The following is a 14,263-nucleotide window of genomic DNA, read 5'->3' as shown; positions in this document are numbered from 1 at the left end:
GGGGATTTTTTCAGCAAAGCGCATTAAAAGACGCCGTTATGCCCGATTTTTCGCCGCTAATTGGGCGAAATCCTGAGCGAAACGGGCAACCTGCTGCCAGTCCGTATATTCAATCTCTTTTGTGCTATCCGTTTCGCCTCCCGTTATACGCATAATCAATTGAATCATTATCCGGTCGAACCAACGATAGCGCGGATAACGCAGAGCTCCTGCGAACACACAGCACAAATCTGGCTGCCATGGCGAAGTCAGCAGGAATTTACGCGTGTAAGCGTTGGTTTGTATTGTGCGCTTTTCTGGCTTACGAGCGGTAAGGTTCACGGAGAAGAATGCGCTGGGCAGTTGTTGCAAAGAAACCAGGTGTTTATGGATAAATTGATTTACCGCAGGATGAAAGCGCCCGTATCGAATCGATGCCCCAATCGCAACCTGATCATATTGGCTCAGATCGATATCATTCGCCTTGAGTACGTTAACAACATCACACTCTAGGGTGCCTTTCAGCGTATTCGCAATATAGGAGGCAATGGCTCTTGTTTGTCCATCCCGACTCGAAAACACGATCAAAGCTTTCATTGTTCTTTATCCTTATAGGGACTATTCGCGCCAGAAGGTTGGCGTAAACAGGACTAAAAGCGTGAACACTTCCAAACGACCAAACAGCATTGTCATTATCAGAATCCATTTCGCCGTATCATTCATCGACGTAAAATTCTCGGCGACGACGCCTAGGCCCGGCCCAAGGTTATTCAATGTGGCAGCGACCGCGGCAAACGCAGAAAAATCATCAACACCTGTCGCAATAACGGCCAGCATACTGACAATAAAAACCAGCGCATATGCGGAAAAGAATCCCCACACCGCTTCAAGGATACGTTCTGGCAGCGCTCGATGACCCAACTTAATAGTGTAAACCGCATTCGGATGTACCAAACGCTTAAGCTCACGCGACCCTTGTAGGAAAAGCAGCAGGATACGAATCACCTTCAAGCCGCCTCCGGTTGAACCCGCACACCCGCCAATAAACGCAGAGCACAGAAGCAAAACCGGCAGGAAAAGCGGCCATGATGCAATGCTATCCGTGGTAAACCCTGCCGTTGTCGCCATAGAGACAACCTGGAAGAACGCCTGATTGATCGTCTGCATTCCGCTGTCATAAACGTGGTGAAACCACAGGACTATCGTACACACCGCCACCAGCGACAATTGAACAAAAATGAACATGCGGAATTCTGGGTCACGCCAGTATACCTTCAGGCTTCGGCCGCTCAGCAGGGCAAAGTGCAAACCAAAGTTACAGCCAGAAATCAGCAGGAATATTGCGGTGATGGTATTGATCGTCGGACTGTTGAAGTAGCCAATACTGGCATCGTGAGTCGAGAACCCACCGACAGACACCGTAGAGAAACTGTGTCCAATCGCATCAAATACTGGCATACCCGCCAGCCAAAGCGCGACAGCGCAGGCGATGGTCAGTAAGAGATAAATCAGCCACAGCGTTTTTGCCGTATCGGCAATACGCGGGCGCATTTTGTTTTCCTTCAACGGCCCCGGCATCTCCGCGCGATAAAGCTGCATCCCACCCACACCAAGGATCGGAAGGATAGCAACGGCGAGCACAATGATCCCCATACCACCAAACCATTGCAGCATTTGCCGATAGAACAGGATAGCTTTAGGCAGTGAATCCAGCCCAACCAACGTGGTTGCCCCTGTCGTCGTTAACCCAGAGAACGATTCGAAAAAAGCATCCGTCACGCCCAAATTAGGATGTTCAGCGAACAGGAAAGGCAGCGCACCGACGCTTCCCAACACCGTCCAGAAGAGAACAACGATCAGGAACCCTTCACGAGATTTCAGTTCATGCTTCTGTTTGCGGTTTGGTAACCACAGCATGATGCCAATCGCCAGCGCGACAATAAATGTCTGCGTAAACGCCCGGCCTGCGCCATCACGGTAAATTAACGCCACCAGTCCGGGAATAACCATCGTCCCGGAAAAGAGGATAACCAACTGCCCGACAATACGGGTTATGGCGCGCAAGTGCATCGCAGGGAATTCCTTAATGATTCATAAAAAAGCGCTGGGATGATTATGGAATCGGCAATAAATGCAACGCGCCGCGGCTTAAATCACGCAATTTCAGTGCCGCTTCCTCAGTTCCCCTGACGGGGATAGAGAACCGCAATATGACGTCCACGCCATATTCACTATGCAGAACCTTTCCGCCAAGCTGGAAGATCAGAGATTCTACCTGAGGCAACAGTGCATAGTCACATTGTAAGCCATATTCTTGTTGCAATACTTTCTCTTGCAGCGATAGCAGCTTCAGCGCTTGCTGAACGCCACCGCCATAGGCCTTCACCAACCCACCGGTGCCCAGCGGGATTCCGCCATAGTAGCGCACCACCACGGCCGTAACTTCACCGACACCGCTTCCCATCAGTTGCGACAGCATCGGCTTACCCGCCGTGCCGGAAGGCTCACCATCGTCAGAAAAACCCAACTGCTGTGAATCATCGGGGGCGCCTGCAACAAACGCCCAGCAGTGATGACCCGCCGAGGCGTGTTCTTCCCTAACGTGCTGGATGAACGCTTTCGCTGCGTCGATTCCCGGCGTTGCCGCTAGGATCGTCGTAAAGCGGCTTTTCTTGATTTCCTCGCTGAAACTCACTGGTGCAGCAGGGATTGGATACGCTTGCATCAGGCCAGATTCAAGTCGCGCGTCATGTTCTCCACGCGCCCGTCATGAATGACAATATTGTCTTCGATGCGAATACCGCCAAACGGTTTCAATGCATCGATTGTTTGCCAGTCAACGTGCTGGCGCAATTCGCCCTCACGCCACGGCGCGAGCAAGGATTCAATGAAATAGATACCCGGTTCAATCGTCATGACCATGCCAGGTTCAAGCACGCGGGTACAACGCAGGTAAGGATACTGTGATGGCGCCGCCAGATGCGTGCCGCGATCGTCTTGCATAAACCCAGCGACATCATGCACCTGCAACCCCAGCGGATGACCAAGACCGTGCGGCAGGAAAGGCGACGTGAATCCCTGCGCCACCATCGCTTCTTCGCTGATGCCCTGCACTAACTGATGTGATTTCAGCAGCTTCGCAATCCGCTGGTGCATCTGAATATGGTAATCGGTATAACGCACGCCCGCCTGAACGGTATCAATCAATGCAAGCATTTCCTGATTGAGATCTTTAATCAGCAGGGCAAACGCGCCATCGCTCTGCGCAGAATAGGTTCGCGTCAGATCGGCGGCATACCCGTTATATTCGGCACCTGCATCAATCAGGAAGCTGCGGACATCAGCAGGCACCTGATGATCTAACTGGGTATAGTGCAACACCGCGGCATGCTCATTGAGCGCAATGATATTTCCGTAAGGGACATCAATATCCCGATGACCGGTTGCCGTCAGATACGCTAGGTTAATATCAAATTCGCTCATACCGGACAGGAACGCTTCATGCGCCGCCCGATGACCGATAACCGCCGTCTTCTGCGCTTCGCGCATGCAGGCTAGCTCGTAATCGGTTTTATAAGCGCGGTGGTAGTGCAGATAATCTAGCACGCCCTGAGGATTAATATTGTCTGCACGAATCCCTAAATTCTGCGCTCGTTGCGGTGCGTAGCCGATATAGGCAACACGCTCACGCTGCAACGGAAGCAACGACCCAATATCATCGGCATTCCGCAGCACGGTAATATCAATCTCTTCAGTCCAGAAACTCTCCGGCACCGGCGCGACGTTATGCCAGTAATCCACTGGTGAGTAGAACCACAGCTTCGGTGGATTAACGCCATCAACCCATAGCCAGCAGTTCGGCACCTGCGTGACGGGCACCCAGGCTTTAAATTGTGGGTTAACCTTGAAAGGATAGTCGTGATCGTCCAGAAAAACGGTCAACAGCTCACCAGAATGAATCAGTAATGCGTCAAGCTGATGGCGCGCTAAAACCGTCTGAGCACGCGCTTGCAGCGTCGCCAGATGGTGATGGTATAAAGAAGCCAGCTTTTCCATGAGTATCCTTGTACGTCACGACATGATCTCTCCATTTTAACACAGGCATCCCCCAAGGGCAGCGTCCGGTGCTTTGTGATCGATTCGGCAAAAAATTAATCTCTCGTTTGCAAAAAATTAACATTAAAACCACAATTCGATTATCTGGTCATACCAGATCACTCACACAAACAGCGGAGATAAACATGCTTTATCAAGGTGAATCCCTCTACCTTAACTGGCTTGAGGACGGCATTGCCGAGCTGGTATTTTCTGCCCCTGGCTCCGTAAACAAGCTAGATACCCGCACGGTGGCCAGCCTGGGTAAAGCGCTGGACGTTCTGGCGGAGCAGCCGAATCTGAAGGGCCTACTGCTACGCTCTGACAAACCGGCATTTATTGTCGGTGCCGATATCACGGAATTTCTTTCTCTTTTTGCCGCACCGGCCGAAAAACTGCATGAATGGCTTGTCTTCGCCAACCGTATTTTTAGCCGCCTTGAGGATTTACCCGTTCCCACGCTGTCCGCAATTAATAGCTATGCGCTGGGAGGAGGTTGTGAATGTGTGCTGGCAACCGACTTTCGTTTGGCGACGACGGATGCCCGTATCGGGCTACCAGAAACTAAGCTTGGGATCATGCCGGGCTTTGGTGGCACAGTCAGGCTGCCGCGCCTGCTAGGTACGGACAGCGCACTGGAAATTATCGCCGCAGGTAAAGACATTGGCGCAACCGATGCTTTAAAAGTGGGGCTGGTGCAGGCCGTTGTCGCCAATGACAAGCTGATTCCCGCTGCCATCAAGATGTTGAAACAGGCGATTAATGGCTCACTGGACTGGCAGGCTTACCGACGTCCGAAACTTGAATCGCTGAAGCTCAATAAGATCGAAGCCATGATGAGCTTTACCACCGCCAAAGCGATGGTGCTACAAACTGCGGGCAAGCACTATCCGGCACCGATGCTGGCGGTAAAAACCATCGAAGCCGCTGCGACCATGATGCGTGATGACGCATTGCAGCTCGAAACACAGCACTTCGTTCAACTAGCGCGCTCAAATGAAGCGCGTGCACTCGTCGGCATTTTCCTCAACGATCAGTATGTTAAAGGCAAAGCGAAGAAGCTGACTGGCGAGACATCCGTACCGAAGCAGGCCGCCGTACTAGGGGCAGGCATTATGGGCGGCGGCATTGCCTATCAATCCGCGTTCAAAGGTGTGCCGATTCGGATGAAAGATATCAATGAGAAGCCGCTTGCGCTGGGAATGAATGAAGCCGCCAAGCTCCTGAATAAACAAATGGAGCGCGGCAAGTTGGATGGAATGAAAATGGCGACGATTCTGGCCAGCATTCAGCCAACTCTAGATTACGCTGGCTTCGAGCGCGCCGACATCGTGGTTGAGGCCGTGGTTGAAAATCCGAAAATCAAAGCCAGCGTACTTGCGGAAACCGAGTCGCACGTTAGCGAGAATACGATTCTGGCTTCAAATACCTCAACTATCCCGATTGCTTTACTGGCTGCATCGCTAAAGCGACCACAAAATTTCTGCGGGATGCACTTCTTCAACCCAGTGCACCGCATGACGCTGGTTGAAATTATTCGCGGTCCTAAAACCAGCGACAGCACCATCGCCAGCGTGGTGGCCTACGCCAGTAAGATGGGTAAAACACCGATCGTCGTGAACGACTGCCCTGGGTTCTTCGTGAATCGCGTACTGTTTCCCTACTTTGCTGCGTTCAGTCTGCTGCTCAGAGACGGTGCTGATTTCCGCGAGATCGATAACGTCATGGAGAAAAAATTCGGTTGGCCGATGGGCCCGGCTTATCTGCTGGATGTTGTCGGCATCGACACTGCTCACCATGCTCAGGCCGTCATGGCCGCAGGATTTCCACAGCGCATGGCGAAAGATTACCGTGACGCCATTGACGTGCTATTTGAGCATCAGCGTTTCGGGCAGAAAAACGGTCTGGGATTCTACCGATATCAAACCGATAGCAAAGGCAAGCCGCGTAAAGAACAAGATGAAGCCGTAGAGATGCTCCTTAAAGGCATCAGCCAACCGAAAAAAGCGTTCAGTGCAGAAGAGATTATCGCTCGCATGATGATCCCGATGATTAACGAAGTCGCGCGTTGTCTGGAGGAAGGCATTGTCGCCAGCCCAGCCGAAGCAGACATGGCGCTGGTATACGGGTTAGGTTTCCCACCCTTCCACGGCGGTGCCTGCCGCTATCTGGATACCTTGGGAAGTGAACGCTATGTCGAGATGGCGCAGCAGCTGGCGCACCTCGGCGCAATCTATCAGGTACCAGACGGCTTGCAGCAAAAAGCCAGGAGCAATGAAGGCTATTACCCATCGGTCGCGCCACACGCAGACGTTTCTTACGGTCAACCGGCATGAGGACAGGATATATGGAAAAGGTAGTGATTGTTGATGCCGTACGCACGCCGATGGGGCGTTCCAAAGGTGGTGCCTTCCGTCAGGTGAGAGCCGAAGATCTGTCCGCGCATCTGATGCGCAGCCTATTAAGCCGTAACGCGGCGCTGGACGCTCGTGAGATCGACGATATCTATTGGGGATGTGTGCAGCAGACGCTGGAACAAGGCTTCAACGTCGCTCGAAACGCTGCCTTGCTGGCAGAAATCCCGATGAATGTTCCCGCGATGACAGTTAATCGGCTATGCGGCTCCTCCATGCAAGCGATCCACGATGCCGCCCGTATGATTATGGTTGGCGATGCGAATGTCTGCTTAATCGGTGGCGTTGAGCATATGGGACATGTGCCGATGAATCATGGCGTCGATTTTCATCCGGGACTGAGCCGCACCATAGCTAAGGCGGCAGGTATGATGGGGATCACGGCCGAGATGCTGGGGCGTATGCACAATATTAGCCGTGAGATGCAGGATCAGTTCGCCGCTCGCTCACACCAACGCGCCCATCACGCCACACAGTCAGGGGCGTTTCGCCATGAAATTATACCGACGACAGGACATGATGCAGACGGCGCGCTGCAACGTTTCGATTATGATGAAGTCATTCGCCCAGACACCACCGTCGAAAGCCTTGCGGCGCTCAAACCGGCATTCGATCCGGTGAACGGTACGGTGACGGCCGCATCATCCTCGGCGCTGTCCGACGGTGCGGCCGCCATGTTGATCATGAGCGAATCCCGCGCAGCATCATTAGGTTTACCCGTACGGGCTCGCATCCGGGCGATGGCTGTCGTTGGCTGCGATCCTTCGATCATGGGTTATGGTCCGGTTCCGGCCACCAAGCTGGCACTGAAACGAGCAGGATTAAGCCTCACCGATATCGGTCTCTTTGAGCTCAATGAGGCATTCGCCGCTCAGACGCTGCCCTGTATTAAAGATTTGGGATTGCTGGAACAGCTTGATGAAAAGGTCAATCTCAATGGTGGCGCGATTGCACTGGGCCATCCGCTTGGTTGCTCAGGCGCACGCATCTCGACCACATTGATTAATCTGATGGAAAGCCGCGATGTTCAGTTTGGCGTGGCGACGATGTGTATCGGTCTGGGACAAGGCATTGCGACGGTATTTGAGCGTGTCTAGACACAGGAAAGTTCTGCCCAAGTACGACTAGAAACCAAAAATCCCACAGCCGTGGGATTTTTATTTTACTGCTTATGTCTACTGCTATCGACTGCTTTAAATAAACGAAAACGCATCGCTGAACATATGGGCCGTCAGCGCACCGCGCTCATTACAAAAACGCTCACGCGCAATTTTTGCCATTTCAAAACGACCAGCAATGTAGATATCTTGCTCTGCCAGCGAACCGTAATCCTGCAATACCGCGCTCAGAACGGTTCCCGTTCTGCCATTCCATCCGGTTTCCGGCTGTTCGACGACCGGCACCACCCGCAGGTTGGGGTGCTTGGCCGCAAAGCCTTCAAGCTCGGCTAAATCATACAGGTGCTGGGATTCACGTCCGCCCCAGTAAACGGAGATATCGCGATCGGGCTGCTGCGCCAGCGCGGTCAGCAGGATAGAACGCACGTATGAAAATCCGGTTCCGCCCGCAATCAGCACCAGCGGACGCGTACTCTCTTCCCGCAGCCAGGCTTCACCATGCGGAATATCGACCGTCAGGTTTTTTTCCTTGTGAATTCGCTCCATCACGGCCATCGCGTAAAGATTCAGTTCGGACGCCCCAATGTGCAATTCGATAAAATTTTTATCCATCGGGGTCGATGCCAGTGAGAAAGGTCGTTTGTCCCGATCGCCCATCACCACCATCAAATACTGGCCAGCCCGAAAGGAAAACGGCGCTTCAGGTAATAAACGAACGCGATAGACCGTATCGGTTATGGCTTCGACCGAAGTCACTTTACAGCTCAATGTTGTCATGCATTCCCTCTATAGGGTCATAAAAGCAAAACTGAGAACAGGGCAGCCGTTAACGCTGGGGCTCTCTGTCACTAAAAATGGCCAGCTCGTCCCATATTTCATCAATGCGGGCACAAACCTGTGGGTCTTTCTTGATGGGGTGTCCCCATTCGCGCTGTGTCTCGCCCGGCCATTTATTGGTTGCATCCAGACCCATCTTGGAACCCAGACCAGAAACCGGTGAGGCGAAATCAAGATAATCGATCGGCGTATTTTCCACTAATACCGTATCGCGTGCCGGATCCATACGCGTCGTGATCGCCCATATCACGTCGTTCCAGTCACGGGCATTAACGTCATCATCGCAGACAATGACAAATTTCGTATACATGAACTGGCGTAAAAAAGACCAGACACCCATCATGACGCGTTTGGCATGGCCCGCGTACTGTTTCTTCATGGTAACGACCGCCAGACGGTAAGAGCAACCCTCCGGTGGCAAATAAAAATCAACAATTTCAGGAAACTGCTTTTGCAGGATCGGCACGAAAACTTCGTTCAACGCCACGCCCAGTACCGCGGGTTCATCCGGCGGCCGCCCCGTGTAAGTCGAGTGATAAATGGCATTCTGGCGCTGAGTGATATGCGTGACGGTAAAGACCGGAAAGTGGTCAACTTCATTGTAATAGCCGGTGTGGTCGCCATAAGGCCCTTCAGCCGCCATTTCTCCAGGTTCAATATAGCCTTCCAGAACAATTTCCGCACTGGCAGGTACTTCCAGATCGTTTGACAGGCACTTCACCACTTCGGTCTTATTCCCACGCAGCAAACCGGCGAAGGCATATTCCGATAGCGTATCAGGGACTGGCGTCACCGCACCGAGGATCGTCGCAGGGTCAGCTCCCAATGCGACAGACACCGGAAAACGCTGCCCCGGATTTTCCTGACACCACTCCTGAAAATCCAGCGCGCCGCCGCGATGAGACAGCCAGCGCATGATCAGTTTGTTTTTACCCAGAACCTGCTGTCGATAGATCCCCAGATTCTGCCGCTCTTTATGCGGCCCGCGCGTCACAGTAAGCCCCCAGGTAATGAGCGGCGCGGCATCTTCCGGCCAGCACTGCATCACCGGAATCCGGCGCAAATCAACGTCATCACCTTGCCAAACCTGTTCCTGGCACGGTGCCGAAGACAGCCGTTTCGTCGGCATATTCAGTACCTGACGGAACTTCGGCATTTTATCAACCAGATCGCGGAACCCTTTAGGCGGCTCCGGTTCTTTCAGAAATGCCAGCAGCTTACCCACCTCGCGCAGTGCGCTGACCTCTTCTTGCCCCATCCCTAATGCAACACGTTTCGGTGTGCCGAATAAATTGCACAGCACAGGCATGTCATAGCCTTTGGGGTTTTCAAACAGGAGAGCCGGGCCTTCCGCACGCAGCGTCCGGTCAGCAATTTCCGTCATTTCAAGGTAGGGATCGATGGGCTGGGTAATGCGTTTCAACTCCCCTCTCTCTTCCAGCAGCGAGAGGAATTCGCGTAAGTCACGGTATTTCATGCTATTCATTGGGGGCAGTCTATCGTTCTGGTTATTATAAAGTCTCTTCGCCAACCTGTCGCTTCCCGCAGCGCCTATTTATGGTAAGAATTCAATCACCATCAAGAATCCGATGACCACCGTGCGGTAACAAAAATATCTGCCGAAAATTTTTTATCCGAGCTCGCTTTTGTTATGCTTGCTCGTCGGAATCATAAGTCTGCGAAATTATGGAAGCTTGGTACTTACTGTATTGTAAACGTGGTCAACTGCTGCGCGCGAAAGAGCATCTGGAACGTCAGGATGTCACCTGCGTGAGCCCGATGATCACGCTGGATAAAATCGTTCGTGGTAAACGAACGGAAGTGTGTGAGCCGCTATTCCCGAACTACCTGTTTGTGGAATTCGACCCTGAACGCATCCACACCACCACCATCAGCGCGACGCGTGGGGTGAGCAACTTTGTGCGATTTGGCGCACTGCCCGCGACCATTCCGCAGCAGGTTATTGATGAATTATCGCTTCGCCCGACTCAGGGAATCATTGACCCACTGACGCCGCAGCCTGGCGATAGCGTGGTCATTACCGACGGAATTTTCTCGGGTCTTCAGGCGATTTACACCGAACCTGACGGTGAAGCCCGTTCGATGCTGTTGCTGAATATGCTGAACAAGCAGGTCAGGCAGAGCATCGATAACCGCGAGTTTCGCAAAGCCTAACCCAATATTTCTGTTTTCTGCTCTACCGGCGCGTTTATACCGCGCCGGATAAAACAAACTTAGCGCTGCATGTGCTGATCGTGCAGCCACTGTGCAACACGCTTAGCAAAATAGGTCAGCACCCCATCCGCACCCGCGCGTTTAAAGCACAGCAGAGACTCCATCACCACCGGTTGCTCCTGCAACCAGCCGTTCTGAATCGCCGCCATGTGCATCGCGTATTCGCCAGAGACCTGATAGGCAAACGTCGGCACGCCGAACGTATCCTTGACGCGGCGCACTACATCCAGATAAGGCATACCCGGTTTCACCATCACCATATCCGCGCCTTCCTGCAAATCCTGCGCGATTTCTTGCAAGGCTTCATCGCTGTTAGCCGGATCCATCTGGTAGGTTTTCTTATTGCCGCCTTTCAGATTGCTGGCAGAGCCCACGGCGTCGCGGAAAGGTCCGTAATAGCACGATGCATACTTAGCCGAGTACGCCATGATCTGGGTATTGATCAGGTTTTGCGCCTCCAGCATGTCGCGGATAGCACCAATGCGGCCATCCATCATATCGCTGGGCGCAATAATTTCGGCTCCGGCTTCAGCGTGGGACAGCGCCTGACGCACCAAAATCTCCTTGGTGACATCGTTAACTACATAACCGTCTTCATCAATAATTCCGTCCTGCCCGTGCGTCGTGTAGGGATCGAGCGCCACATCCGTCAGCAAACCCAGTTCAGGAACAGCGTCTTTCAGCGCGCGGATCGTGCGGGGAACCAGACCATCCGGGTTGTAGGCTTCTTCGGCATAGAGTGACTTCTTATCCGCTTCCACAACAGGGAACAGCGACAGTACCGGAACACCGAGCTTAGCAATCGCTTCAGCTTCTTTCAGAAGCACATCGATAGTCATCCGGTATACCCCCGGCATTGAGGGAACTTCCTGACGATGATTTGTCCCTTCCATCACAAAAACGGGATAAATCAAATCATTCACCGTCAGTTGATTCTCAGCAACAAGGCGACGGCTGAAATCATGGCGGCGAATACGGCGCATACGTCGGCCGGGGAACGTGCCGGGAAAAGCATTGCTCATGTCATTATTCTCCTGAATCAGGCCAGCCGGAAAACCCGGCGGGCATTTTCATCTGTTGTCTGTCCCAACCATGTGGCATCTTCTCCACGCCACTCCGCAATCTGGCGAATAATATGAGGCAGATAACAGGGTTCGTTACGGCGGGATGCCGGTTTAGGGCGTAGATCCCGGGGTAACAGATAAGGTGCATCGGTTTCCACCAACAGCCGATCGGCAGGAATATGCGGCAGTAAGGCTCGTAGCTCCAGCCCGCGGCGATCATCGCAAACCCAGCCTGTAATGCCAACCATCAGCCCCGCAGCCAGGCATTCATCCAATTCATGGCGATTGCCGGTAAAACAGTGAACCACGGCAGCAGGCAACTGATTCAGCCAGGGGTCTAGCAACGAGATAAAACGGGAATGGGCATCACGACAGTGAAGGAAAACCGGCATGGACAGCTCGGCCGCCAACGCCAGTTGCGCGTTAAATGCCCGTTCTTGCTCTTCTGGTGTCGAAAAATTGCGGTTGAAATCCAACCCGCACTCGCCGATGGCAACCACGCAGTCGACACTTGCCAGGTGGTGAATTTGTTCAGCGATGGCGTCATTCCATTGGCTGGCATCATGTGGATGAACACCCGCCGTTGACCAGCAATAATCAGGATAAGCTTGCGCCAGTGACATAGCCTGCTGGCTTTCCTGCGCGTTGGTTCCGGTGATTAAGATGCCGCTGACACCCACTTGCTTCGCCCGGATGACGACCTGCTCTCTGTCTTTTTCAAACTGAGAACTGGTTAGATTGACACCGATATCAAACATGACTCTCACCTGCTCGTGACCGTTCGCCAATGTCACTCTGGCGAATAAAAAAATAAGACCTCTCAAAGAGAGGTCATTTTACCGTCCTACCGCAGGAAACCGTTTGTTACTGCGATGGCTCTTCGGTTTCAGCCCGTCGGCCTTTGCCAACGTAAAACCGCGAGAAGAATACGCCGACTTCAAACAGCAGATACATGGGAATGGCAAGCAGCGTCTGTGAGAAAACATCCGGCGGCGTTAGCAACATCCCCACCACGAATGCGCCGACCAGAATATAAGGGCGCTTTTTTTTCAGATCATCTGGCGTTATCACACCACTCCAGCAGAGCAGCACAATGGCAATAGGCACTTCGAACGATACCCCGAACGCCATAAATAACGCCATCACAAAATCGAGGTAGTTATTAATATCGGTGGCAATTAACACGCCAGCGGGCGCGGTTTTGGCAAAAAAACCAAATGCCAGCGGGAACACCACAAAATACGCAAACGCCATACCCGCATAAAATAGCAGACTGCTGGAGACCAGCAACGGCATCATTAAACGACGTTCGTGTTTATACAGGGCTGGCGCCACAAATGCCCATACCTGATACAGCACCAGCGGTGCGGCAACAAACACGGAGACAATCATCGTCAGCTTGATCGGCGTAAAGAAAGGCGAGGCGACATCGGTCGCGATCATACTGGCACCCGCCGGTAATTGCTTGATGAGAGGTGCAGAAACTAGCTGGTAGATATCGTTGGCGAAGAACACCAGTGCAATAAATACTGCCAGCACACAGATAATGCTGTTCAGCAGCCGCTTGCGTAGCTCAATCAGGTGGCTAATTAGCGGTTGAGTCTCTTCATCGGCCATAAACTAACGACTATCGCTCGGTTGGCGGGCAGAAACACCAGAAGACTGGGACTGCACAGGTTTGACATTATCACTACCGACAGCTTCTGCACCAGTGGCGCTGCCGCTCTCATGGTGATGTTCAGCAACAGCATCCTTTTCAAGCTTAGGCTGGCTGTCTGCCGGACGTACTGCGGTTTCCGTTTCAATCACCCCGTCATAAGCCGCTTCAGGATCGTTTAGCGGGGCGTTGCGAGGCGGTTCCACCGTCGCGTTCGGATCATCTGACTTTTGATGACCTTCTGATTTTTGCAGCGACGATGTTTCGGTATAACCACGTTTCATCGCTTCTGCCGCTTCTTTAAGTTCATCCATTGAGGCTTTCAACTCAGGCGACAGATTCTGCAAACTGGCTTTTTCGACTTTTTTCAGGCTTTCCTGAAACTCCTGAAGTTTCAGTTCCTGTGACAGTTCATTCTGAACCGTAGACGCCAGTGAACGCAGCGTCCTAATCCAGCTTGCAACCGTTCTGACTGCAACAGGCAAACGCTCCGGCCCGAGGACAATCAGGCCAAGAACCATCACTAATAGCAGTTCACCAAGACCGATATCGAACACAGATTACACCTGCTCTTTATGCTGGCTCTTCGTGTCATTCTGTTTGCTTTCTGATGGGTGATCAGTGATCGACTTAGTCGAAAAATCTGCATCTTGCTGGGTTTTATCTGCGTGATTAGATGCTTGATCATCCCCCATCGCTTTCTTAAAGCCTTTGATCGACGCCCCCAAATCTGAACCCAGTGTTTTTAATTTTCCGGTACCGAACACCAGCACGACGAGAACGACAACAATCAGCAACTGCCAAATACTAATACCGCCCATAACATTTACCTCTTTCAAAAAGGGGAACGACAGAATTACCGTC

At 52.5% G+C, this 14,263-nt stretch carries 14 protein-coding genes; 3 read left to right on the top strand and 11 right to left on the bottom strand.

Annotated features, from left to right (window positions below):
* Positions 1–36: 36 nt before the first annotated feature.
* Genes hemG through pepQ form a run of 4 tightly spaced genes read right to left on the bottom strand, consistent with a single transcriptional unit; the run spans position 37 to position 4,035 of the window.
* A complete protein-coding gene (hemG, locus tag H0247_RS00825) occupies positions 37–576 on the bottom strand; it encodes a menaquinone-dependent protoporphyrinogen IX dehydrogenase (protein WP_180740811.1) in 540 nt (179 codons plus the stop codon).
* A gap of 21 nt (positions 577–597) precedes the next feature.
* Positions 598–2,049: a Trk system potassium transporter TrkH gene (gene trkH, locus H0247_RS00820; protein WP_180740810.1), complete on the bottom strand. Its 1,452-nt coding sequence runs from the start codon at positions 2,047–2,049 to the stop codon at positions 598–600.
* Between the two features lie 43 nt (positions 2,050–2,092).
* Entirely contained in the window at positions 2,093–2,704 is a 612-nt protein-coding gene (locus H0247_RS00815) for an IMPACT family protein (RefSeq protein WP_180740809.1), read from the bottom strand.
* The gene (gene pepQ / locus H0247_RS00810) at positions 2,704–4,035 is read right to left on the bottom strand and encodes a Xaa-Pro dipeptidase (protein WP_180740808.1); all 1,332 of its coding nucleotides are present in this window, start codon (positions 4,033–4,035) and stop codon (positions 2,704–2,706) included. Before pepQ ends, H0247_RS00815 begins: the two co-directional genes overlap by 1 nt.
* Before the next feature lie 185 nt (positions 4,036–4,220).
* Between pepQ and fadB the strand changes: the two genes are divergently transcribed.
* A complete protein-coding gene (gene fadB, locus H0247_RS00805) occupies positions 4,221–6,410 on the top strand; it encodes a fatty acid oxidation complex subunit alpha FadB (protein WP_180740807.1) in 2,190 nt (729 codons plus the stop codon).
* 11 nt (positions 6,411–6,421) lie between these two features.
* The gene (gene fadA / locus H0247_RS00800) at positions 6,422–7,585 is read left to right on the top strand and encodes an acetyl-CoA C-acyltransferase FadA (RefSeq protein WP_180740806.1); all 1,164 of its coding nucleotides are present in this window, start codon (positions 6,422–6,424) and stop codon (positions 7,583–7,585) included.
* Between the two features lie 96 nt (positions 7,586–7,681).
* Here the strand turns inward: fadA and fre are convergent, their stop codons facing one another.
* Positions 7,682–8,383, bottom strand: a complete 702-nt coding sequence (fre, locus tag H0247_RS00795; RefSeq protein WP_180740805.1) for an NAD(P)H-flavin reductase — start codon at positions 8,381–8,383, stop codon at positions 7,682–7,684.
* 49 nt (positions 8,384–8,432) lie between these two features.
* Positions 8,433–9,929: a 4-hydroxy-3-polyprenylbenzoate decarboxylase gene (gene ubiD / locus H0247_RS00790; RefSeq protein WP_180740804.1), complete on the bottom strand. Its 1,497-nt coding sequence runs from the start codon at positions 9,927–9,929 to the stop codon at positions 8,433–8,435.
* A 200-nt stretch (positions 9,930–10,129) separates the two neighbouring features.
* Here ubiD and rfaH point away from each other — a divergent pair, with 200 nt between their 5' ends.
* Positions 10,130–10,618, top strand: coding sequence for a transcription/translation regulatory transformer protein RfaH (rfaH, locus tag H0247_RS00785; protein WP_180740803.1), 489 nt, complete (start codon positions 10,130–10,132; stop codon positions 10,616–10,618).
* Between the two features lie 59 nt (positions 10,619–10,677).
* Here the strand turns inward: rfaH and hemB are convergent, their stop codons facing one another.
* From hemB to tatA, 5 genes are all read right to left on the bottom strand, one after another.
* The gene (gene hemB, locus H0247_RS00780) at positions 10,678–11,700 is read right to left on the bottom strand and encodes a porphobilinogen synthase (protein ID WP_180740802.1); all 1,023 of its coding nucleotides are present in this window, start codon (positions 11,698–11,700) and stop codon (positions 10,678–10,680) included.
* 17 nt (positions 11,701–11,717) lie between these two features.
* Positions 11,718–12,500 carry a 3'-5' ssDNA/RNA exonuclease TatD gene (gene tatD, locus H0247_RS00775; RefSeq protein WP_180740801.1) on the bottom strand — a complete coding sequence of 261 codons (783 nt, stop codon included), beginning with the start codon at positions 12,498–12,500 and terminating at the stop codon, positions 11,718–11,720.
* A 106-nt stretch (positions 12,501–12,606) separates the two neighbouring features.
* The gene (tatC, locus tag H0247_RS00770; protein ID WP_180740800.1) at positions 12,607–13,359 is read right to left on the bottom strand and encodes a Sec-independent protein translocase subunit TatC; all 753 of its coding nucleotides are present in this window, start codon (positions 13,357–13,359) and stop codon (positions 12,607–12,609) included.
* A gap of 3 nt (positions 13,360–13,362) precedes the next feature.
* Positions 13,363–13,956, bottom strand: coding sequence for a Sec-independent protein translocase protein TatB (tatB, locus tag H0247_RS00765; RefSeq protein ID WP_180740799.1), 594 nt, complete (start codon positions 13,954–13,956; stop codon positions 13,363–13,365).
* Between the two features lie 3 nt (positions 13,957–13,959).
* Positions 13,960–14,220: a Sec-independent protein translocase subunit TatA gene (tatA, locus tag H0247_RS00760; protein ID WP_180740815.1), complete on the bottom strand. Its 261-nt coding sequence runs from the start codon at positions 14,218–14,220 to the stop codon at positions 13,960–13,962.
* Between the last annotated feature and the right edge of the window lie 43 nt (positions 14,221–14,263).

The organism is Pectobacterium sp. CFBP8739, from assembly GCF_013449375.1.
GTDB lineage: Bacteria > Pseudomonadota > Gammaproteobacteria > Enterobacterales > Enterobacteriaceae > Pectobacterium.
The sequence above is the reverse complement of the archived record's forward strand: the minus strand, read 5'-3'. Positions and strand labels throughout refer to the sequence as shown.

Excerpts from the sequence above, each read along its gene's own strand:
- hemG (WP_180740811.1), bottom strand. The coding sequence starts at position 576 with ATGAAAGCTTTGATCGTGTTTTCGAGTCGGGATGGACAAACAAGAGCC.
- trkH (WP_180740810.1), bottom strand. The coding sequence starts at position 2,049 with ATGCACTTGCGCGCCATAACCCGTATTGTCGGGCAGTTGGTTATCCTC.
- H0247_RS00815 (WP_180740809.1), bottom strand. The coding sequence starts at position 2,704 with ATGCAAGCGTATCCAATCCCTGCTGCACCAGTGAGTTTCAGCGAGGAA.
- pepQ (WP_180740808.1), bottom strand. The coding sequence starts at position 4,035 with ATGGAAAAGCTGGCTTCTTTATACCATCACCATCTGGCGACGCTGCAA.
- fadB (WP_180740807.1), top strand. The coding sequence starts at position 4,221 with ATGCTTTATCAAGGTGAATCCCTCTACCTTAACTGGCTTGAGGACGGC.
- fadA (WP_180740806.1), top strand. The coding sequence starts at position 6,422 with ATGGAAAAGGTAGTGATTGTTGATGCCGTACGCACGCCGATGGGGCGT.
- fre (WP_180740805.1), bottom strand. The coding sequence starts at position 8,383 with ATGACAACATTGAGCTGTAAAGTGACTTCGGTCGAAGCCATAACCGAT.
- ubiD (WP_180740804.1), bottom strand. The coding sequence starts at position 9,929 with ATGAATAGCATGAAATACCGTGACTTACGCGAATTCCTCTCGCTGCTG.
- rfaH (WP_180740803.1), top strand. The coding sequence starts at position 10,130 with ATGGAAGCTTGGTACTTACTGTATTGTAAACGTGGTCAACTGCTGCGC.
- hemB (WP_180740802.1), bottom strand. The coding sequence starts at position 11,700 with ATGAGCAATGCTTTTCCCGGCACGTTCCCCGGCCGACGTATGCGCCGT.
- tatD (WP_180740801.1), bottom strand. The coding sequence starts at position 12,500 with ATGTTTGATATCGGTGTCAATCTAACCAGTTCTCAGTTTGAAAAAGAC.
- tatC (WP_180740800.1), bottom strand. The coding sequence starts at position 13,359 with ATGGCCGATGAAGAGACTCAACCGCTAATTAGCCACCTGATTGAGCTA.
- tatA (WP_180740815.1), bottom strand. The coding sequence starts at position 14,220 with ATGGGCGGTATTAGTATTTGGCAGTTGCTGATTGTTGTCGTTCTCGTC.